Source organism: Pseudoduganella umbonata (assembly GCF_014192225.1).
GTDB classification, from domain to species: domain Bacteria; phylum Pseudomonadota; class Gammaproteobacteria; order Burkholderiales; family Burkholderiaceae_D; genus Rugamonas; species Rugamonas umbonata.
In genome coordinates this window covers 410,538-430,290 of record NZ_JACHXS010000004.1, presented here as the reverse complement: position 1 = coordinate 430,290, position 19,753 = coordinate 410,538, and the positions used below count along the sequence as shown (strand labels likewise).

Below are 19,753 nucleotides of genomic sequence, written 5' to 3'. Positions count from 1 at the left end.
ATGAACAAGACTTTGATGACCCTGGCCGCGGCGGCACTGCTGTCCGGCTGCAGCCTGGCACCCGTGTATGAACGCCCCGCGGCGCCCGTGGCACCCGACTGGCCGCAAGGCGAAGCGTACCGCCCGGCCGAGCAGGCCGGCGCCAACGCGGCGCACGATATCGCCTGGCGCGATTTCATCGCCGACGAGCAGCTGGAAAAGCTGGTCGAGCTGGCGCTGGCCAATAACCGCGACCTGCGCGTGTCGATCCTCAACATCGAAGCCGCGCGCGCCCAGTACGGCGTGCGGCGCGCCGACCGCGTGCCGGGCCTGAACGCCAGCGTGGGCCAGACGGCCCAGCGCGTGCCGGACAACCTGTCCGCCACCGGCGACGGCTACATCACGCGCCAGTACACGGCAGGCCTGGGCATCCCGGCCTTCGAGCTGGACTTCTTCGGCCGGGTGAAAAACCTGTCCGAAGCGGCGCTGCAGCAATACCTGGGCACCGAAGAGGCGCGCCGTTCGCAGCAGATCAGCCTGGTGGCCGAAGTGGCCAACGCCTGGCTGACGCTGGCGGCCGACCAGGAGCGCCTGCGCCTGGCGCAGGACACGCTGAAGAGCCAGCAGATCAGTTATGAGCTCAGCAAGCGCCGCTTCGAAGCAGGAGCCACGTCCGGCCTGGACATGTACGAAGCGCAGACCAGCGTGGAAACGGCGCGCAGCGACGTGGCCGTGTACACCGCCCAGGTGGCGGCCGACCAGAACGCGCTGGCCTTGCTGGCCGGCGCGCCGGTGCCTGCCGGGCTGCTGCCGGGCACGCTACAACCGGGCACGCTGCAACCGGTCACCCAGCTGGCGGACCTGCCGGCAGGCCTGCCTTCGGACGTGCTGCAGCGCCGGCCGGACGTGCTGGCTGCCGAGCGCACGCTGCAGGCGAACAACGCCAACATCGGCGTGGCCCGGGCCGCGTTCTTCCCGAGTATCTCGCTGACGGCATCGGCCGGCGCGATGAGTTCGGACCTGTCGAACCTGTTCAAGGCGGGCGCCGGCACGTGGTCGTTCATGCCGCAACTGAACCTGCCGATCTTCGCGGGCGGCCGCAACCAGGCCAACCTCGACCTGGCGAAAGCCAACCGCGACATCGCCGTGGCGCAGTATGAAAAGGCGATCCAGTCGGCGTTCCGCGAAGTGTCGGACGCGCTGGCCCAGCGGGGCACGCTGGACGAGCGCGTGGCATCGCAGGCGGCGCTGGTGGAAGCTTCCGGCAAGAGCTACCGGATCCACGAGCAGCGTTACCAGAAGGGCGCGGAGTCGTACCTGAACGCGCTGGTCTCGCAGCGCAACCTGTACGTGGCGCAGCAGACGTATATCAGCGCGCGGCTGGCGAAGGCCAGCAACCAGGTGACGCTCTATAAAGTGCTGGGCGGCGGCTGGCAGTAAAGCCCGCACTCCGCCGGCGGCTTGGTACCCAGTAACGGCGGATCAGCTGGTGTCGGACACCCGAAGCGGTGTCGGACACCGGTTTTCAGCTTGCGATGAATGATGCCCGTCAGTTGCTTGCCGGGATCTGGAATAGAGGGAACGAGCAGATGAACGAACGATCGATCAATGCAGGCGAAGCGGTATCGCGCGACGTGGAAGTAACCGGCGCGGCCGGTCCGCTGCCGGCCCGGCTCCACATGGCCGGCCCGGCGGCGGGAAAGCGCGACACGCTGGTGGTGTTCTTCCATGGCGGCGGCTTCGTCGGCGGCTCGGTCGCGGAAGCCGACGAATTCCTGCGCCAGCTGGTCGGCACCGATCCCGGGCAGGTGGCGCTGTCCGCCGGCTACACGCTGGCCTGCCAGCAACCGTTCCCCGCCGCGGTGGAGGATGCCCACGCGATACTGCTGTGGGCAAAGAAGAACAAGGCGAAGCTGGCGTGGAACGGCAAGCGGCTCATCGTGGCCGGCATCGAGGCGGGGGCCAACCTGGCCGCGGTGGTGTCGCTGGTAGCGCGCGACCGTGGCGGACCGGCGCTGGCCGGCCAGGTGCTGATCATGCCGATGCTCGACCCGGGCCTGTCCACCTGTTCGATGCGCACGATGCCGGCCTGCGTGGACAAGGCCGCCGTCGTCGACGACGTTGCCCGTACCTGCGCGGAAGGCTACCGCGCCTACCTGCCGAACGCCGCCGACCGCACGCACCCGTATGCGTCGCCGCTGCAGTCGTCGCGGCTGAAGAACCTGCCGCCGGCGCTGATCCTGTCGGCGGACGACGATCCCCTTCGGGACGAAGCCGAACAATACGGCGCCCGGCTGATCGGCGCCGGCATTCCCACGGCGGTGAAACGCCTGCCGCCGCCGCCGCTCGAAGAACCGGGCGGCCGCGCCGACTGCGTCTGCACGTTCGCGCTGGAAGAGATCGCCGCGTTCATCGAATTGCAGCATTGAGACCCTGCCCGATCCCCGATCCCTCGTAAGTGCGCGGTACCCGCGCCCGGTTCCTGCCGCCTGCTCCGACGCCTGCTTATAGGCCGCCTTGACCGTACAGCAGCACGGTCCTGATGCATCCGCGGCCACACCGTCCGATAATGGTCGTCACGTTCAGAAACGCATCGCCAGCTTCAGCAGCACGCTGCGGCTGAACACGCTTCGCCCTGGATACGCGGCAAATTCGGGGTGGGAACGATGCAGCAGGTTGCGCCCGACCAGCGCCACGTCGATGTTCGGGCGCGGGCTCCACGTCCATTGGCCATCGAGCTCGTAATACGATGGCACGGCCGGAGCCGGCAGCGCTCCCACGTAGCGCAGCGTCAGGTCCAGCGCGCTGTCGTCGGTCAGGTCGTGCGAGGTGCGCAGCAGCCAGTTGCGCTTCGGGTCGTTGGTGGACAGACCGCTGCTGGCGCTGGCGTCCTGGCTGCCCGGCAGCAGGGTGGTGCGCACGCGCTGCAGCACCAGGCCGGCATTGATCCGCCAGGTCGGCGTGGCCTGCCATTGGCCCCACATTTCGATGCCCCGCGTGGTGCCTTCGCTCCGGTTCTCGAACGCGAGCAGCGACGTCGCCGCTGGACCGGTTTGCGGCTCGAGGGTGCGCAACCTGTCGTAGCGGCTGTAGAACGCCGTCGCCGACCAGGAGAGCGTGGCAACGGGTTGCGCGCGGTAGCCCAGTTCGATGACGCGGGCTACCTCGGACTGGAAGTCCGGACCGCCGCCAATCACATGGACCATACGCCCGCCGGCATTCATCGGTGCGCTCGGCGAATGCAGGTCGCGGTCGAAGCGCGACGGCGCGCGCACGGTGCGGGCCACGCTGCTCCAGACCAGCTGGTCGAGGCCCGGCGTCCACGCCAGGCGCAGGCTGGGCAGGTATTCGGCGCCCGTGTAGATGTTGTGCTCGACCTTTGCGCCGGCGGTCAGTTTCAGCGACGGCGTCACGGCGTATTCATCCTGCACGAACAGGTTCGACCAGCGCAGGTTCAGGTCGCCGGGCAGGAAGCCGAGTCCCTGCGAATTCGCCACCCTGTCCCAGCTCTGGCGGAAACCGCCGCCCCATGTCAGCAGATTGCGCTCGCCGAGGCGCACGTCGTGCTGGGCCTCCAGGTCCAGCGTGGACAGGCGCTCGACGAAGGCTCCCGGCTGGTCGCGCTCGGTGTGATCGACGATGACCTGCAGGCGCAGGTTGGCGTCGGGCGACAGCTTGCGTGTCACCCGGCCCAGCAGGTTGCCGCCCGAGATCTGCACAGGCAGGGCGAATGCCTGGCCCAGCTTGCCCTGGTAGGCGTCGCCGGACACGGTCACCACGCTGTCGTGCAGGCGCCAGTCGGCACGAAAGCCCGCCTGGCTGCGGTGCATGCCCGTATTGGTATCGAGTCCGGTTTCAGTAAAGGTATTGTTCAGCTGCCGGTATTTTCCGTACACGCGATAGGTGCCGCCGTTGGCCAGCGTGCCGCCATAGCGCAGCGAGGCGTGCTTGTCGTGCTCGCCGCCGGCGGCGGAAAATTGCCCGCCCTGGGTGTCCGCCGACGAACGCGTGATGACGTTGATGACACCGTTGACCGCATTCGCACCCCAGATCGTGGCACCGGGCCCGCTGATCACTTCGATGCGTTCGATGTCTTCCATCACCACGTCCTGGGCATCCCAGAACACGCCGGAGAACAGCGGGCTGTAGATGCTGCGGCCGTCGATCAGCACCAGCAGTTTGTTCTCGAACGGGGTATTGAAGCCGCGCGCGGTGACGGCCCAGTTGCGCGCATCGACCTGGGCCACCTGAAGGTTGGGCGCCAGCCGCAGCGCCTCCGGCAGCGACTGCGCGCCGCTGCGCCGGATGTCGCCACCGCTGATGATGAAGACGGAGGCCGCTGTATTGCTGAGCCGTTCCTCCTGCCGCGACACGGATGTGACGACGACATCGCTGAGCTGTTCGAGCGACATGTCGGCGAAGCGGTTGCCATCCGACTCCATGGCGTAGGCTGGCGCCGCACCCACGATCGCTGCGACAAGTCCTGCGCGTGAAAAGCTGGCTCTTCTGGTCATGACGTCCCTGCGGTTGCCGTCTTCTCCGCCACCTGCCACCAAGGCGGCGACAGTCCGAAAAACACGGGCTGATGCGCGTGTAACGAAATTATAGAGCACCCGACACATTTGCCATCCGATATTTTGCTTGTGCGCAACACCATCGGGATGTCATACCAGCGAAAAGGGTCTTGACGGTACGCAAGAGGGTCACTACAATCATGCCTCTTTCAGGGAGGTTAGCTCAGGGGTAGAGCACTGCATTCACACTGCAGGGGTCGCAAGTTCGAAACTTGCACTTCCCACCAGGATTCGTAGTAATAGAAAAGGCCTGCAACGTTGCGTTGCGGGCCTTTTTTGCGTGATGGGTGCGGGGCATGCCGCGTCTTGGGACGATCAATGATCCACGCGGATCGCCTGTTCTTTCTTATCTGCGTACATGGCATTGTCCGCAGCCTGGATCCAGCGTTGCCAGCTGGATCGACTTGATTTCCTGTTCGATCATTTCGCCCAGGTCTTGAAGAAGCTGACGGTCCTCTTCATCCAGCTCCCTCGGCTTTGTGTCGGATCGCACGCATGGCGGGACGGATCTGCGATTCGACAAACATAAAAGGCCTGCAACGTGTGTTACAGACCTTGTGGGCTGACCTCAGGCACGCGCGGAAAGCGGGCCGCAATGCCATGGCGGCCATCAGCGTGCAACTGGAAAAGTTTTCCCGCTCAGTTCCACCCGCCGGCATTGAGCCGGTAATCCAGCTGGCGAGGTTGGGCGATTTCGGCCTGCTTGCGCAGTGCCAGCATGGCGCGCGCCTGGGCCGCGGACAGCAGCGTGCGGACGGTGGCAGCGATAACGTGTTTCATGATGGACTCCCGGATAACGATTGCAGTGGGGATCGCAACGCGACCCGATGCTACCGTTATATAGGCGAGCCACCCGGAATTCCAATTCTCAAATGCAATACCAGATATACCGATCGTGAATGCTAGTCGAGCTGTCTCCCCAGCCAGCTGCGTATCCCGTCCAGGGAACGAAACTCCGTGACGGAGCGGCAGGCGATGCCGGGGTGGCGGGCCTGCAACATGCGCGACAGCGCGGCGCCCGGGCCCAGTTCCAGCGCGACGGTGGCGCCGGCTTCCGCGCAGGCGTCCATGCAGTCCTGCCAGCGGATCGGTTCGGCGATCTGGCGCGACAGGTCGCCCACGGCGCGCGTGGCGTCCCATGCCGGTTCGGCGCAAATGCCGGACAGAACAGGGAAGGCGGGTGTGCTCCAGTACTGGCGTGCCAGCAGCGCGGCGAATGGCGCGACGGCGCCCGCCAGCAGTGGCGTGTGCGACGCCACTTCGACCGGCAGCACGGTAGCCCGGCCGCCGGCCGCCACGGCCGCCTCGGCCAGGGCGTCGCGTTGCGCGGCGGGGCCGCCGGCCACCAGCGTGTCTTCGCCGGTGACGATGGCGGCATGAAAGCCAAAGCGCTGCAAGAGGGCGGCGGTACTGCCGTCGGGCATGGCGGAGAGTGCCACCATGGCCTGGGGCACGCCGTTCGACACGCATGCATCCATCAACGTTGCACGCTCGAGCGCCAGTTGCACGGCAGCGGTGGGCGCCAGCGCGCCCGCGACGGCATGGGCCGACAGCTCGCCGATGCTGTAGCCGGCGACCAGCGCCGGCTGTGGCAGCGAATCGGCGAGCGCCGTCCACATCGCCAGCGTCGCGGCGACGATCGACGGCTGCGCGATCCGGTTGGCGAAACGCGCGCTACCCTCGACGGCCGCCTGCAGCGGTTCGGCCAGCAACGGGTCGCCGAACCATGCGTCGAGCAGGCGGCCGGCGGCGGGATCGGTGCGTGCCATGTCGAACATGGCGGGGTGCTGGGCGCCCTGGCCCGGACACAGCACGACGAGCCCCGTCGCCATGTCAGTCGTACCCGCCGCGGGCCGCCTGGGTCATGCAGGCCTCATGCACGAAGCAGACGGCGCCGAGCAGGTCGGCCGCGCCGCCGGGCGACAAGCGCGAGGCGACGAAGCTGCGATGGCACGCCAGTGCGCGCGCTTCCCAGTCCGGCGCGGCGGTGCCGCCACGGGCGACGAAGGCGCGCGCCTGGCGCCGCACCGCCAGCGCGCCGTCCGGACCGCCGCGATGATAGACGTTGGTGTCGCTGACATGCGCCATCAGGGCAAACAGCGCATCGACCCGCGCGCACCGCGTGCCGCGGCCGGCGGCCAGCGTCCGGCGCAAGGCGGGCAGGCCGACGGCAAACACGGAAGGAAAGCCGCGCGCGCCTTCCTCGCGTGCGCCGCTGGCGGCATAGCGCAGCAGTGCCGCCGTGCCATGCGAGGGTGTGGCCAGGTCGGCGCTGTGGGCCCCCAGTGCCGGGCCCCAGTGCCGCAGCAGCGCGCCCTGGATCGCGGCCGGTGCCAGCGCATTGCCGCTCGCCCGGCAACGCCCGATGGCGGCGCACAGCAGGCCGAGGCAGAAGATGGCGCCGCGGTGGGTGTTGATCCCGCCGGTGGCGCGCAGCATGCGCGCCTCGGCCTCGATGCCCAGGCGTTTCAGTTCATGGAAGGGCGCATCGGCGATGCCCGCTTCGGCGATGCGCAGAAAATAGCGGCGCAGCGCGAACAGGCTGCGCACGAAGGTGGCTGCCGTCATGTCCTCGTGGCTGCCGTTGTCGACCAGCGAGACCAGGCCGGGCTTCGGATACAGGGCCAGTTCCGCATACAGGCTGCGCACGGCCAGGCGCGCCACCCATTGGCAAAACGCGCGGTCCGTGGCAACGCCGAAGGCCGGCGGCATGCGGGCAGGGAGCAGCAGCGCCCCGTTCAGCTCAGGCATGGCGCATCCTCCAGCGTCGCCAGCAGGTCGTCCGGTACCGCCAGTGCCACGCGCTCCAGGCTTTTCGCCAGCACGCGCGTGCCTGGCGTGGTGTCGAGCACCATGCGCAGCTCCTTCCATGCCACTGCGCGCCCATCGGGAAACACCACTTCGCCGTCGAGCGGCAGCAGCGCCGCATGCCGGGCCACCAGCGCCAGGCCGGCCGCCAGCTGCTCGCGGTCCAGGGGACGCAGCAGCAGGTCGATGTCCGAAGCCGGCGTCACATAGCGCTGCCCCGTGATAGCGGCCAGGGCCACCGAGCCGTACACGGCCAGGTCGAGTCCTGCGTCGGCGGCCTCGCGCGACAGTGCCGCCAGCGCCGTGCGCCAGCCGTCGGGCACCGCGCCGAGGGCGCCCGCGAGCGGCAGGGCAGGGGTGTGGCGGACGATCTCGGCCACGTCGACCCGGCTGCCGATACGTACCTTGCGGCCATCGCCGGGGCGCGGGGGCAGGGCGAAGCCGATGGCCACTTCTTCCGGTGCCGGATCGGCCTCCGCGCGCCGTACCACGGCGGGCCAGCCGGCGCCGCGCCATGCGTCCAAGGCTGTGATCAGCTCCTGCTCCGCCTCCGGCGCCATGCCGGCGCGCACCTGCCGCCAGCCCTGAGCCGTCAGCCACACGAGATCATGCCGGGCGAGCATGGCCACCCGTCCTGACTGCCTCGGCGACGGGCTGCGCCAGCAGGCGGCCGCCCCGGTCCTGGCCCAGCGCCATGCGGCCATCGGCCGGGTCGGTGCCGGCCAGCGCCTCGACCAGCCGGTTGGCCAGGTCGTCCGCCCAGATGGCGTGCAGGCCGCCCATGCGCAGGTAGTTCTCCGGCCCCGGCGCGAACACCGGGTTGTCGCGCGCCAGCTCGGTCAGCCGCTCTTCCGGTACCTTGGTGATGCGTGCCATGGCCGGCAATCCCATCACGCGGATGGTGGCCTGCGGCAGCGCGTAGCAGGCGCTGGCGATCAGGCCGCTGGTGATGAAGCCGCCGGACAGGGCCTGGTCGTACACCAGGCCGATCACGGCGTGGCCGCGCCGCCGCGCCAGGTCGACGCACTTGCCCAGGTGGGCCATGTAGCTGTTGATGCCCAACATCTCGTCGCGGTGGCGCAGGCGCTGGCCCTGCGTGTCGACCAGGATCAGGATCGGCCGGCCGGGATGCCGCTGCACCGTCCGCAGGATCGCCTGGGCCTGGGCCAGCGCGATCTCGATGCCGATCGGGACGTGCTCGGTGGTGCCGATCACGGCCACGGTCCTGCCGTCCACCTGGCCGGTGCCGGACAGGAAATTGTCGTGTTCGGCGATGTCGTGCCCGCCGGGGAACAGCTGGGTTGCCAGGGTTTGCCAGGTCATCGTGGTCCTCCCGCGCGGTGCGGTGCCGCCAGTTGCATGAAAGCGTCCGTGTCGAGCATCGGCACGCCGGCCGGATCCGGTACGCCCAGCTGCCGCCACACGTCGACCGGGTCGGGCAGCCCGGCGGTGTCGCGCAGGCGGCGCGCCAGCAGGTCCTGTTCTTCCAGCAGGCCTTCCAGGCTCAGGCTGGCGCTGCCGGCGCGGATCTCCGCGATGGCCTGCAGCGCGGCGGCGCGGAAGGCGGCGGTGTCGTCCGGCACCAGCACCTGGCAGTCGCCCAGCAGGTAGCGATGCTTGCCGCCGGTGGTGCGCCACACCAGCGCGCGGTCGCGCGAGTCGAACTCCTCCACGCCATTGGCGGTCTCGATCACTTCCGGGCCGGACATCGCCAGCCGGCCTTCTTCCGACATGATCACCGTGTTGGCGCAGCGCGCCGAGATGCCCATGCCGCCGAAGCAGCCGTTGGCGCCGCCCACCAGGGCCACCACGGGGATATTCGCGGCGCGCGCATCGAGCATGGCGCGCATCACTTCCGATACCGCGATCAGGCCGGCATTGGCCTCGTGCAGGCGCACGCCGCCCGATTCGAGCAGCAGCAGCACCGCGTGGGCCTGCTCGTCGATGGCACGGCGCAGCATGCCGACCAGCTTGGCGCCGTGCACCTCGCCGACCGAGCCGCCCATGAAGCCGCCTTCCTGGGCCGCGCCAAACACCACGTGGCCGCCCAGCAGGCCGCGCCCGACCACGACGCCGTCGTCGAACGACACGGGCGCGTCGAGCTGCGCCAGGTGGGGGCTGACGATGCGTGCCGAGGGCGGCAGGAATTCCTCGAAGCTGCCCGCATCGAAGATGGCGGGAATGCGCTGGCGCGCGGTCAGTTCCAGGTAGCTGCTCATGGCGTGCCTCCTGCCACCGATTGCGCCGCCTGGTCCAGCCGCAGGCTGACCACGGCCGGCGTGGCGCCCATGTCGTTGATGCAGATGCGCGCGTCGGCCAGGCTCCAGCGTTCGTGGAAGTCCGTCATCACGGCCTGCCACGTCGCGCCGAAGCCGACGGCCGCGGTGCGCACCTCGATTTCACAGGCGCCGGCCAGCGTCGCCGGCTCGATCAGCACTTCGAGATTGCCCGAGCCGACCACGCCGACCAGCTGGGCCGCGCCGGCCAGCGGGCGGGTGCCCTGTTCGAACCTGAATTGAAGGGTTTCCATGGTGTGTCCTTACCAGTTCCTGAAACGTTTCGGCGGATCGTACAGGCCGCCCGACGCGCGCACCAGGTCTTTCATGTTCCTGGCTGCCAGCAGGTCGCGCGTTGCCAGGCGCTTGTCGATGCCCAGGTCTTCCGGGCGGCGGATGATGCCGCGGTCGCGCAGGTTCTCCACCATGCGCTTGTCGCGGCCCAGGCCCACCGGCGTATAGCCGGCCACGCCGCGGATGGCCTGCTCGCGTTCCTCGTCGCCACGGCACAGCAGCAGGTTGGCGATGCCTTCCTCGGTCAGGATGTGCGTGACGTCGTCGCCGTAGATCATCACCGGCGGTATCGCCATGCCGGCCTGCTCGGCCAGCTGCCAGGCGTCGAGCCGCTCGACGAAGGCCGGTGCCATGTGCTCGCGGAAGGTCTCCACCATCTGCACCACGAGCTTCTGCCCGCGCGGGATCGTGTTGCGGCCGGCGCGGGCCTGTTCGCCTGCCTTCAGCCAGGCCGCGCTGGGGTGCCGGCGCCCGCGCGCGTCGGCACCCATGTTCGGCGCGCCGCCGAAGCCGGCGATGCGGCCCAGCGTCGCCGTGGACGAGTTGCCCTGCAGGTCGATCTGCAGCGTGGAGCCGATGAACATGTCGCAGGCGTAGTGACCGGCAGCCTGGGAGAAGGCGCGGTTGCTGCGCATCGAGCCGTCGGGACCGGTGAAGAACACGTCGGGCCGGGCCCGGATGTAGTTTTCCATGCCCAGTTCGGAGCCGAACGAATGCACCGATTCGACGAAGCCCGCCTCGATCGCCGGAATCAGCGCCGGGTGGGGATTGAGCGCCCAGTGGCGGGCGATCCTGCCTTTCAGCCCCAGGCTGGCCGCATACGTCGGCAGCAGCAGTTCGATGGCGGCGGTGTCGAAGCCGATGCCGTGGTTCAGGCGCTCGACGTCGTATTCGGCATAGATGCCCTTGATGGCCATCATCGCCATCAGCACCTGGATCTCGGAAATCAGCGCCGGGTCGCGTGTAAACAACGGCTCGATGTAGTAGGGCGTCGGCGACTGCACCACGTAGCCGACCCAGTCGGCGGGAATGTCCACGCGCGGCAGCTTGTCGACGATGCGGTTGACCTGGGCGATCACGATGCCGCTCTTGAAGGCGGTGGCCTCGGCGATGGCCGGCGTATCCTCGGTATTCGGCCCCGTGTACAGGTTGCCTTCGCGGTCGGCCATCTCGGCCGCCACCAGCGCCACCCGCGGCGTCAGGTCGACGAAGTAGCGTGCGAACAGTTCCAGGTAGGTGTGGATGGCGCCGATATTGAGCTTGCCCGACTGCGCCAGCCGGGCCAGGCGGCCGGCCTGCGGTCCCGAGAACGAGAAGTCCAGGCGGGCGCCGATGCCCTTCTCGAACACGTCGAGATGTTCCGGCAGCGACAGCACCGACAGCAGCATGTGCAGGTTGTTGACGCGCGCCGGATCGAGCCTGGCCAGCGCCTTGCCGAGGAAATCGGCCTGCTTCTGGTTGTTCCCTTCCAGGCAGACCCGGTCGCCGGGCTCCAGCACCTGGTGCAGCAGCTCGGCGATATGCGATGCCGCGACGATCTTGCCGTCCAGCGCATCGCCCAGTGCGGCGCCGGCGCGCGCCAGGCGGGCGTCGCGATTGCGTTGCTGGGTAGTCCAGCGGCCTTCAGGTGAATTCATGGATTATCCTTAATGTGGTGGTCGCGGCAGCGGTGGTCACAGCACCACGAACAGCAGCCAGACCACGACCGGTGCGACCAGCGTGACGATACCGCCATAGATCATCAGCTGGCGCAGGAATACGTCGCGGTCGATGTGCTGGGCGCTGGCCAGCACCAGCGCGCCGTTGGTCGAGAACGGGCTGACGTCGACGATGGTGGACGCCACCGCCATGGCGGCGATGAAGCCGATCGGATCGACGCCGGTGCCGGCCTGCAGGAACGGCACGGCCAGCGGAATCAGCGATCCCAGCACGGCCGTCGACGACGCGAACGCCGACACGATGGCGCCGACGAACAGCAGCAGCAGCGCCACCACCAGCGGCGAGGTCAGGCTGGCGACGCTGTCGCCGACCCAGGTAATGGTGCCCATCTTCTGCATCACGCCCACATAGGTGCTCACGCCGACGATCAGCATGATCTCCGGCCACGATACCTGGCCGATGGCGCGTTTCTGTACCTGCGGCGACATCAGCGAGATCAGCAGGCCGATCGAGATGGCGACAAAGCCGATATCGAGCTTGTACAGCAGCGTCAGCACGGCCAGCGCGACCAGCCCGGCCACGGTGACGATCTGCTGGATGGTCGCGCCTTCGTTCAGCGCCACGCCGGCGGCCGCGCCGGCACCCGCACCACCTGGTGTGCCGATCGCGCCGACGGCCGCGCTGGAGCGCTCCCGCGTCAGCCGTTCCTCGCTGGCCGCCTCGTTCTCGGCATCGCCGTAGATCTGCGGACCCTGCGCCGCCACCGCGACGGTTGCGCCGAACGGCCCGATGGGGTCGCTGCGGCCGGCTGCCGCCTTGGGCACCTGCTGGCGCATCAGCTTCATGCCGCCGAACACGAAGAACAGTAGCAGCGAGACGGCGAAGTTGAAGCCCAGGCTGACGAACGCGGTGGTCAATTCCGAGATCGGCAGCCCCGCTTCGTTGACGACTTTATTGGTGATGCCGCCGTAGATGCTGATCGGCGAGAAGCCGCCGCCCTGGGCGCCGTGGATCACCATCAGGCCCATCATCAGCGGATTGATGTGGTACTTGGCGGCGAAGCCCAGCGCGATCGGCGCGATGATCGCCACCGCCGCTGGACTGACGGCGCCGACCGAGGTGAGCAGGGCCGTGACGGCGAACATCACCCACGGAATGGCGGCGATGCGCCCGCCGACCGCGCGCACGGCAAGCCGCACCAGCCAGTCGATGGTGCCGTTGTTCTGGGCCTGGGCGAACAGGAACGTGATGCCGACGAGGGTGAGGAACAGTTCGGCCGGAAAACCGGCCATGATGCCCTTGGCCTGCATGCCGGCGACCAGCGTACCGACCAGGAAGGCACCGACAAAGGCGATGACGCCCATGTTGATGGGCAGCGCGGTGGCGATGACGAACATCAGCGCCAGCACGCAAATGGCAATCAGGTGAGTGGACACGGCATTACTCCTGGGCTTGCGGTGCCGGCTGCGGCCGGACCGCGGGTGATACGTCTCCATGCATTCCCCGGCCGGCAAAGCTGTGGCGCGGACATGCTCTTTTTATATCGTGTAGTCCAAGGTAACGCGGAATGGCGCCCGGATCAATTACTGCCGCAGGCCGATGTTTACTCTGAGCGGAAATATCGCCGGTCGCCTGCCAGCGTAAAGAGGCGGATTTTATTCTGCAATCATGTCAGAATGCCTACATGGATAATTCCCCAGCATTCCGACCCCTGTTTGCCGGCGAGGGCGTGGTTCGCGCTTTGCTGCGCGCCCGTGACTGGAGCGACTTCCCCTTCGGCGCTCCTGAAGCGTGGCCTGCCGAGATCCGCCGTACCATCGACATGGTGCTGGACGCGCCCGCGCCGATCAGCTTCTACTGGGGCCCGGACTGCCTGTACTTCTACAACGACGCATACCTCCAGGTCCTCGGCGACAAGCATCCAGCCGCGCTGGCCAGCCCGTTCTGGGGCAGCTGGGAAGAGCTGCGCGAGGGCTTCACCCCGATCCTGGCCGAAGCACTGGCCGGCAGGGCATGCAACCTGAGCGACATACGGTTCACCGTGGTGCGCGACGGCGTGCCCGAGACGGCCTACTTCAGCTATGCGCTGTTCCCGGTCTTCGATGCCGCCGGCAACGTCGCCGGCATCCTCAATCCCGCAGCCGACACCACCGCCACCTTCATTTCAAACCGCCGCCGCGAATTCCAGCTGCGGCTCGGCGACCTGCTGCGCGCGCTGACCGATCCCGCCGAAGTGGTCGCCGAAGCCAGCGCGCTGCTCGGCGAATACCTCGGGGTGGGGCGCGTGGCGTACCTGACGGTCGACGACGGGGGCGCGGCCGGCAGTGTCGGGCGGGACTGGACCAACGGCAGCCTGCCATCTGTGGCCGGCACCGCGGTGAACCTGGACGATTTCGGCATCTTCGCGGCCGAGGGGGCGCGGGCGGGCCGGCCGCTGATCGTCGGCGATGCCTCGACCGACAAGCGTTGCGCACCTTATGCGCACGCCTACGCGGCCCTCGGCGTGCGCGCCGTGCTGGCGATACCGCTGCTGAAGAACGGCCGCCTGCGCGTGATCCTCAATGCCCACGACGCGGCACCGCACCGCTGGACGAAGGCGCAGGTCGGCATGGCCGAGGACATGCTGGAGCGTACCTGGGCCGCCGTGGAGACCGCCTCGGCGCAGGCCGCACTGCGCCGCGAGCGCGACGAGAGCGAATACATCTTCGATAACATGGCCGAAGGCTTCGCGCTGCTCGATCCCGACTGGCGCATCGTGCGGATGAACGCGGAAGGCCTGCGGCTGACGCACCAGACCACGGCGGGTGTCATCGGGCGCAGCCACTGGGAGCTGTGGCCGGACCTGCTGGGAACGCCGGTCGAGGCGCTGTACCGGCAGGTCAGGGATCAGCGCACGTCCGGCACCATCGACATTCCCTATACACTGCCGGGCGGCGATGTCTGGATGGAAGTGCGTGCCTATCCGGCCCTCGAAGGCGGCCTGGCGCTGTTCTTCCGCGACGTTTCCGCCCGCAAGCAGGCCGAGACGCAGCTGCGCGAGGCGGACCGCCGCAAGGACGAGTTCCTGGCCATGCTGGCCCATGAGCTGCGCAACCCGCTGGCGCCCATCAGCGCCGCGGCCGACCTGCTGCAGCTGGGCAAGGTCGACGAGGCGCGGGTCCGGCAGACCAGCCAGATCATCGGCCGGCAGGTACGCCACATGACCAGCCTGGTGGACGACCTGCTCGACGTGTCGCGGGTCACGCGTGGCCTTGCCGAACTCGACATGCAGGGCCTGGACCTGCACCGGATCGTGACCGACGCCATCGAACAGGTCACGCCGCTGATCCGCATGCGCGGCCACCACCTGGCACTGGAACTCACGCCGGCGGCACCGCTGGTGATGGGCGACCGGAACAGGCTCGTGCAAGTGTTTGCCAACCTGCTCAACAATGCCGCCAAGTACACGCCCGAAGGCGGCCACATCGGCCTGCGCACCGAGGTGCGCCCCGGCAACGTGCTGTTCCACGTGACCGATACCGGTATCGGCATGGCACCCGAACTCGCGGCGCGGGCGTTCGACCTGTTCTCGCAGGCCGAGCGCTCCTCCGACCGCTCGCTGGGCGGTCTCGGGCTCGGGCTGGCGCTGGTGAAAAGCCTGGTGCAGCTGCATGGCGGCACGGTCACCTGCGCCAGTGGCGGCCTGGGGCAGGGCAGCAGGTTTACCGTTTGCCTGCCGCGTCTGGCCGCGCAGGAAGACGATGGCGCGGGCGTGCTGGCCGTGGAGCCGGCGCTGCACGATGGCGGCGGTCCACTGCGCATCATGGTGGTCGACGATAACGTGGATGCGGCGTCGATCCTGGCGCTGCTGCTCGAATCGGCGGGACACCAGGTCGTCGTCGAATACGATGCACGCGATGCATTAGCATTGAGCACCGCCGGAAGCTGGGACGTGTTCCTGCTCGATATCGGCCTGCCGGGAATGGACGGGAACGAACTGGCCCAGCGCCTGCGCGCGCAAACGGGAACGGCGGGAGCGACCCTCATCGCCGTCACCGGATATGGCCAGGAGAGCGACCGCGCGCAGACGGCCGCCGCGGGCTTCGACCATCACCTCGTGAAACCGGTCGACATCGACGAACTGTTCGCGATCCTGGCCACGGTCACCCGGGCAGGTGCCTGAATGTCCACCCGTTACAACGTGGCCTTCGTGACAGGTTGCCGGCCTACAAATAGTCACTTTTACCTTGTGAAATGCGCGTACACTGAGGCACAGCCGTTCCTGCGAGCGGCACCGCGGGCAACAAGCCCCGCCGGCGCCGTTCAGCGGCCGTGCCCGGCCCCGATGCGGCCAGCCGCATCCTGCATTCGTCGATGTAGTCGTCGATCTGGTTGTCGATGTAGTTGTCGATCTGGTCGTCGATCTAGTCGTCGATCTGGTCGTCGATCTGGTCGTCCATGCAGTCGTCCATTTTCGCCGGTCATCCGGTGGTCCTTCCATTCAAAGGGGTACAACATGCGTTGCAGTCATCTGGTGGCCAGCCGGAGGACGCCGTGAGCAGGTCCATGCTGGGGCTGTTCGCGGTGGCCGCCGCGGTGGCGTGGTTCCTGTGGCCGCAGAACGCCGCGTCCGACCAGCAGGCATCCAGCCATGCCACGAGCGTGATCAAGGTCGCCGAAACGCGCCCGAGGTAACGGCCGGCCGGCACCGCGTCCAGGGTGCCGGCCGGTCACGCGCATCGCGCCGGCCGCAGGAAAGCCGCTTCGAAGGCACCTGCCTCCAGCGCCTTGCCGTAGTAATACCCCTGTCCCTGCGCGCAGCCGGCCAGCGACAGGAACCCCGCTTCCAGCTCCGTTTCGATGCCTTCCGCCACGGTGGGCAGTTGCAGGCTGCCGGCCAGCGCGATCACCGCGTGCAGCAAGGCTTGCCTGCGCGGCACGGCATGGTCGATGCCGTGGACGAAGCTGCGGTCGACCTTCAGCACGTCGATCGGCAGCTCGGCAAGGTAGCCGAGGCTCGAATAGCCGGTGCCGAAATCGTCGATGGCCAGCGACAGGCCGAGGTTCTTCAGGCGCCGCAGGATGCTGATCGCGCTGTCCATGTCCTGCATCAGCGCCGATTCCGTCAGTTCCAGCTGCAGGCTCGCCGGATCCAGCCGCGCGTCGGCGATGTGCCGTTCGACATGATCGGCAAAGCCGGCATGGCGCAGTTCGCGCGCGGAAACATTGATGGCGATCGCGCCGGGAGCGAAGCCGCCGGCCTGCCATGCGCCGGCCTGGCGGACCGCCTCGGCCAGCACCCACCTGCCCAGCGGCACGATCAGTCCCGATTCCTCGGCACTGCGGATGAACCTGTCCGGCGTGACCCAGCCCCATTCCGGATGATGCCAGCGCAGCAGGGCTTCGCAGCCGCACAGGCCGCCATCGGACAGGCGGATCTTCGGCTGGTAGAACAGTACGAATTCGGCCGCGGCCAGCCCGGAGCGCACGCCGTCCTCCAGCTGCTTGCGCCGGACCGCGCTGGCCAGCATGGCCGGCATGAAGAAGCGGTAGCCGTTGCGGCCGGCGACCTTCGCCGCATGTAGTGCGGTGTCGGCGTGGTGCAGCAGGGCCTCGCCGGTGCTGCCGTGCTCGGGGAACATGGCGATGCCGATACTGCAGCCGATATCCGCCTTGGCCGATTCCAGCTCGTACGGCGGCGCCACGGCGGCAAGGATCCGTTCGGCGGCGCGCGTGGCGTCCGCGCGGCCGGCGCCGGGCGCCATCAGCACCACGAACTCGTCGCCACCCTGGCGGCTGACCAGATCGTCCGCGCGGAAGCAGCCGCGCAGCCGCGCCGCGACGGCCACCAGCAGGGCGTCGCCGGCGGCGTGGCCCATCGTGTCGTTGACCGACTTGAACTTGTCCAGGTCCAGGAACATCACCGCCAGCGGCACGTCGCCGTCCTGGGCGTCGCGCAGGATGCGCTTGAGGTGCCGCTGCGCCGCGAACCGGTTCGGCAGGCCCGTCAGGGAATCGTGCCATGCCAGGTAGTCGACCTGGGTCCGCAGCTGGTGGGCATCCGTGATGTCGTGGAAAACCATGATGCCGCCGCCGACCGCGCCGGCGGCATCGAGGATCGGCGCGGTGGAATCCTCGATGACGATTTCCGTGCCGTCGCTGCGTGCCAGGATCGCGCCCTTGGGAAGGCGCCGGATTTCGCCTGAGCGCAGCGTTTCCAGCAGCGGATGGGGGATCGGCGCGAGCGACGCGGCATCGTGCAGGCTCATCAGTTCCGTGATCGGCATGCCGATCGCCCGGTCTGGCGCCATCAGGGTGAGCCGCGCGGCCGCCGCGTTGACGTAGCGGACAATGCCGGCGCTATCCGTACCGACGACGGCATCGGCGATGGCTTCGAGCATGGCGCCGCGCTCGCCGCTGCCGGCCGTGGCCAGCCGCACCCGGCGCGCCGCGCTGACGATGCAGCCGAACATCTCGCACAGCAGGCCGGCCGGCGCGGTCTCCAGCACAATCCGGGCAACGACGGGGGCGGCGGCGGAGCCGTCGGGAACGGGGGCGTGTCCGGCATCCACGGTAGCCGTGTCGCACAGCAGGATCACCGGCGTGGCCCCGTAATGCAGCGCGATGGCCGCCGTCAGCGGGCCATCGCCCCGGCTGCGCTGCCCCAGCAGGTTCAGCAGGATGAGGTCGGGGCCGGGCGGGCGCGCGACGCGCAGTGCCTCGGCGAGGCTGCCGGCATAGATGAAGGACATGCCGGGTCCGGGGCCACCGGGACGGTCATGCTCACAGCCGAGCGGCTCGAGCAGTTCCCGGTCGTGCAGATGGGAAGTGACGACGAGAATCAGCATGTCCATCGATCTTCCTTTCCGCGGCGCGGAGCATTCCACTACCTTGGACTACCTTAGCACATGCAAGCCGACGGTGCCGTGGCCAGGTACGGCAATCGTCCGCCCCGGTCGCGCCGCGCATTCTGTCGTAATGGGAAGTGATTTCTCGCTATCGCGCGCTCCTCGCCCGATACATATCGCTATGGTGCCGAAGAGAATATCGTGGGTGGCATCTCCCTGGAGAACATGATGAAACCTAAAAGCAACCCGACAGGCCATCCGGCAGGCAACCCGACAGGCAACCCGACAGGCAACCCGACAGGCAACCCGACAGTCCCGGCCCGGCCGCATGCGTCGCTGCCGGGCCGGCTGGCCGACGTGATCGACGCCAGCTTTGCCGAAGAGTCGGCGGATGTGCATTGCCTGGACCGGCTGGCGGCCGATGCCGAGCGCTCCGCGCAGGTCGTCGACGATGGCATGAACGCCACCGAGGCCAGCGAGGACCGGCATGCGGCGGCGGAAGCGAACGCGATGCGCTAGTGGCGTTGGCCGTCAGTCCCGGGCCGCCCGGTCCCCGGGCGGCAGGTAGGGCGCGATGGCGGGTACCGCCCGCTTCAGCTCGTTCCCGACCATCGCCCCGAACAGCGCCGAGCCCTTCGGCCCCAGATGCGTCCAGTCGAACTTGCTCTTGACCTTCTTCCCGTCCGGCGACGGCGGTGGCGCCGGCGCCTCGGCCAGCGTATCCGCTTCGGCCTGGCCCATGGCCTGCACCGCGGCGGCGCTGTCCGTATTCAGGTCGATTACCGCAACGTTTTCCGCCGCCGCGGCCCGGCGCGTCGCCGCGGCCCACGGCGCCAGCGTGTCGCGCAGGTAGGCGCCCTTGAATGTGCGGCGCGTGAGCGGCGTCACCAGCACCGGCACGCCGCCCAGCGCGCGCACATCGGCGGCATAGCGCGCCATGTTGGCCGGGAACTCGGCGACCAGGTCCGTCGCGTGGCGCTTGCCCGGCTGGTCGTTGTGCCCGAACTGCACCAGCACGTACCGGGCGGCGAATTTTCCACCCTCGTTGCCACCGCTCTTGCCACCGCTCTTGCCACTGATCTTGCCATCGTCTTGCAGCAGCTCCAGCACCTTGTCCCAGCGCCCCTCGGCGCGAAAACTTTTCGAGCTGCGCCCGTTCGCACCCAGGTTCACGCAATCCACTTCCGGCGAAAAGCGGGCGCATAGCGCGTCGCCGTAGCCGTTATTGCTGGCGACGGTGGAGTCGCCGACGAGGATCACGCGGACCGGGGGCAGGGGGGCGGCACCGGCACTGGCCGACAGTGCCAGTGCCGCCAGTATCGACAGGCGCCGCATC

At 68.4% G+C, this 19,753-nt stretch carries 17 protein-coding genes and 1 tRNA gene; 6 read left to right on the top strand and 12 right to left on the bottom strand.

The genetic code is table 11. The annotated features are described in order from the left end of the window. Together FHS02_RS13695 and FHS02_RS13690 are read left to right on the top strand one after the other, a co-directional pair. On the top strand, nucleotides 1–1,419 hold the full coding sequence (locus tag FHS02_RS13695; RefSeq protein ID WP_137317021.1) for an efflux transporter outer membrane subunit: 1,419 nt from the start codon (nucleotides 1–3) through the stop codon (nucleotides 1,417–1,419). Between the two features lie 149 nt (nucleotides 1,420–1,568). Further along, a complete protein-coding gene (locus FHS02_RS13690; RefSeq protein WP_137317022.1) occupies nucleotides 1,569–2,408 on the top strand; it encodes an alpha/beta hydrolase in 840 nt (279 codons plus the stop codon). A 153-nt stretch (nucleotides 2,409–2,561) separates the two neighbouring features. Here the strand turns inward: FHS02_RS13690 and FHS02_RS13685 are convergent, their stop codons facing one another. Beyond that, nucleotides 2,562–4,493: a TOL_0244 family TonB-dependent receptor gene (locus FHS02_RS13685; protein ID WP_175424950.1), complete on the bottom strand. Its 1,932-nt coding sequence runs from the start codon at nucleotides 4,491–4,493 to the stop codon at nucleotides 2,562–2,564. A 212-nt stretch (nucleotides 4,494–4,705) separates the two neighbouring features. On the opposite strand from FHS02_RS13685, the gene FHS02_RS13680 reads away from it, so the two are divergent. After that, a tRNA-Val gene (locus FHS02_RS13680) sits at nucleotides 4,706–4,780 on the top strand. Between the two features lie 412 nt (nucleotides 4,781–5,192). On the opposite strand, the gene FHS02_RS13675 is transcribed toward FHS02_RS13680, so the two are convergent. The 9 genes from FHS02_RS13675 to FHS02_RS13635 form a co-directional block, all read right to left on the bottom strand. Beyond that, nucleotides 5,193–5,333 (bottom strand): hypothetical protein, encoded by a 141-nt coding sequence (locus FHS02_RS13675; RefSeq protein WP_175424951.1) that lies wholly within the window; start codon nucleotides 5,331–5,333, stop codon nucleotides 5,193–5,195. Nucleotides 5,334–5,455: 122 nt separating this feature from the next. After that, on the bottom strand, nucleotides 5,456–6,385 hold the full coding sequence (locus tag FHS02_RS13670; RefSeq protein WP_137317024.1) for an ACP S-malonyltransferase: 930 nt from the start codon (nucleotides 6,383–6,385) through the stop codon (nucleotides 5,456–5,458). A 1-nt stretch (nucleotide 6,386) separates the two neighbouring features. Further along, nucleotides 6,387–7,304, bottom strand: a complete 918-nt coding sequence (mdcB, locus tag FHS02_RS13665; protein WP_137317025.1) for a triphosphoribosyl-dephospho-CoA synthase MdcB — start codon at nucleotides 7,302–7,304, stop codon at nucleotides 6,387–6,389. Next, the gene (gene mdcG / locus FHS02_RS13660) at nucleotides 7,292–7,984 is read right to left on the bottom strand and encodes a malonate decarboxylase holo-[acyl-carrier-protein] synthase (RefSeq protein ID WP_137317026.1); all 693 of its coding nucleotides are present in this window, start codon (nucleotides 7,982–7,984) and stop codon (nucleotides 7,292–7,294) included. The genes mdcB and mdcG overlap by 13 nt, the downstream gene beginning before the upstream one ends. Beyond that, nucleotides 7,968–8,684, bottom strand: a complete 717-nt coding sequence (locus tag FHS02_RS13655) for a biotin-independent malonate decarboxylase subunit gamma (protein ID WP_137317027.1) — start codon at nucleotides 8,682–8,684, stop codon at nucleotides 7,968–7,970. Before FHS02_RS13655 ends, mdcG begins: the two co-directional genes overlap by 17 nt. Continuing rightward, nucleotides 8,681–9,580, bottom strand: coding sequence for a biotin-independent malonate decarboxylase subunit beta (locus tag FHS02_RS13650; RefSeq protein WP_137317028.1), 900 nt, complete (start codon nucleotides 9,578–9,580; stop codon nucleotides 8,681–8,683). The genes FHS02_RS13655 and FHS02_RS13650 overlap by 4 nt, the downstream gene beginning before the upstream one ends. Then, entirely contained in the window at nucleotides 9,577–9,891 is a 315-nt protein-coding gene (mdcC, locus tag FHS02_RS13645) for a malonate decarboxylase acyl carrier protein (protein WP_137317029.1), read from the bottom strand. The genes FHS02_RS13650 and mdcC overlap by 4 nt, the downstream gene beginning before the upstream one ends. 9 nt (nucleotides 9,892–9,900) lie before the next feature. Next, entirely contained in the window at nucleotides 9,901–11,568 is a 1,668-nt protein-coding gene (gene mdcA / locus FHS02_RS13640; RefSeq protein ID WP_137317030.1) for a malonate decarboxylase subunit alpha, read from the bottom strand. 36 nt (nucleotides 11,569–11,604) lie between these two features. After that, complete coding sequence (locus tag FHS02_RS13635; RefSeq protein WP_137317031.1) at nucleotides 11,605–13,026, bottom strand: SLC13 family permease; 1,422 nt, start codon at nucleotides 13,024–13,026, stop codon at nucleotides 11,605–11,607. Nucleotides 13,027–13,274: 248 nt separating this feature from the next. Between FHS02_RS13635 and FHS02_RS13630 the strand changes: the two genes are divergently transcribed. Further along, nucleotides 13,275–15,752 (top strand): ATP-binding protein, encoded by a 2,478-nt coding sequence (locus FHS02_RS13630; RefSeq protein ID WP_175424952.1) that lies wholly within the window; start codon nucleotides 13,275–13,277, stop codon nucleotides 15,750–15,752. A gap of 371 nt (nucleotides 15,753–16,123) precedes the next feature. Continuing rightward, nucleotides 16,124–16,264 (top strand): hypothetical protein, encoded by a 141-nt coding sequence (locus tag FHS02_RS13625; RefSeq protein WP_175424953.1) that lies wholly within the window; start codon nucleotides 16,124–16,126, stop codon nucleotides 16,262–16,264. A 35-nt stretch (nucleotides 16,265–16,299) separates the two neighbouring features. Here the strand turns inward: FHS02_RS13625 and FHS02_RS13620 are convergent, their stop codons facing one another. Beyond that, nucleotides 16,300–18,423 (bottom strand): putative bifunctional diguanylate cyclase/phosphodiesterase, encoded by a 2,124-nt coding sequence (locus tag FHS02_RS13620; RefSeq protein WP_137317032.1) that lies wholly within the window; start codon nucleotides 18,421–18,423, stop codon nucleotides 16,300–16,302. Nucleotides 18,424–18,642: 219 nt separating this feature from the next. On the opposite strand from FHS02_RS13620, the gene FHS02_RS13615 reads away from it, so the two are divergent. Further along, nucleotides 18,643–18,936, top strand: a complete 294-nt coding sequence (locus tag FHS02_RS13615; protein ID WP_137317033.1) for a hypothetical protein — start codon at nucleotides 18,643–18,645, stop codon at nucleotides 18,934–18,936. A gap of 12 nt (nucleotides 18,937–18,948) precedes the next feature. On the opposite strand, the gene FHS02_RS13610 is transcribed toward FHS02_RS13615, so the two are convergent. Beyond that, on the bottom strand, nucleotides 18,949–19,752 hold the full coding sequence (locus tag FHS02_RS13610) for a rhamnogalacturonan acetylesterase (RefSeq protein WP_137317034.1): 804 nt from the start codon (nucleotides 19,750–19,752) through the stop codon (nucleotides 18,949–18,951). Nucleotide 19,753 lies beyond the last annotated feature (1 nt).

Coding starts and splice junctions, on each gene's coding strand:
- FHS02_RS13695 (WP_137317021.1), top strand. CDS start 1: ATGAACAAGACTTTGATGACCCTGGCCGCGGCGGCACTGCTGTCCGGC.
- FHS02_RS13690 (WP_137317022.1), top strand. CDS start 1,569: ATGAACGAACGATCGATCAATGCAGGCGAAGCGGTATCGCGCGACGTG.
- FHS02_RS13685 (WP_175424950.1), bottom strand. CDS start 4,493: ATGACCAGAAGAGCCAGCTTTTCACGCGCAGGACTTGTCGCAGCGATC.
- FHS02_RS13675 (WP_175424951.1), bottom strand. CDS start 5,333: ATGAAACACGTTATCGCTGCCACCGTCCGCACGCTGCTGTCCGCGGCC.
- FHS02_RS13670 (WP_137317024.1), bottom strand. CDS start 6,385: ATGGCGACGGGGCTCGTCGTGCTGTGTCCGGGCCAGGGCGCCCAGCAC.
- mdcB (WP_137317025.1), bottom strand. CDS start 7,304: ATGCCTGAGCTGAACGGGGCGCTGCTGCTCCCTGCCCGCATGCCGCCG.
- mdcG (WP_137317026.1), bottom strand. CDS start 7,984: ATGCTCGCCCGGCATGATCTCGTGTGGCTGACGGCTCAGGGCTGGCGG.
- FHS02_RS13655 (WP_137317027.1), bottom strand. CDS start 8,684: ATGACCTGGCAAACCCTGGCAACCCAGCTGTTCCCCGGCGGGCACGAC.
- FHS02_RS13650 (WP_137317028.1), bottom strand. CDS start 9,580: ATGAGCAGCTACCTGGAACTGACCGCGCGCCAGCGCATTCCCGCCATC.
- mdcC (WP_137317029.1), bottom strand. CDS start 9,891: ATGGAAACCCTTCAATTCAGGTTCGAACAGGGCACCCGCCCGCTGGCC.
- mdcA (WP_137317030.1), bottom strand. CDS start 11,568: ATGAATTCACCTGAAGGCCGCTGGACTACCCAGCAACGCAATCGCGAC.
- FHS02_RS13630 (WP_175424952.1), top strand. CDS start 13,275: ATGGATAATTCCCCAGCATTCCGACCCCTGTTTGCCGGCGAGGGCGTG.
- FHS02_RS13620 (WP_137317032.1), bottom strand. CDS start 18,423: ATGGACATGCTGATTCTCGTCGTCACTTCCCATCTGCACGACCGGGAA.
- FHS02_RS13615 (WP_137317033.1), top strand. CDS start 18,643: ATGATGAAACCTAAAAGCAACCCGACAGGCCATCCGGCAGGCAACCCG.
- FHS02_RS13610 (WP_137317034.1), bottom strand. CDS start 19,752: ATGCGGCGCCTGTCGATACTGGCGGCACTGGCACTGTCGGCCAGTGCC.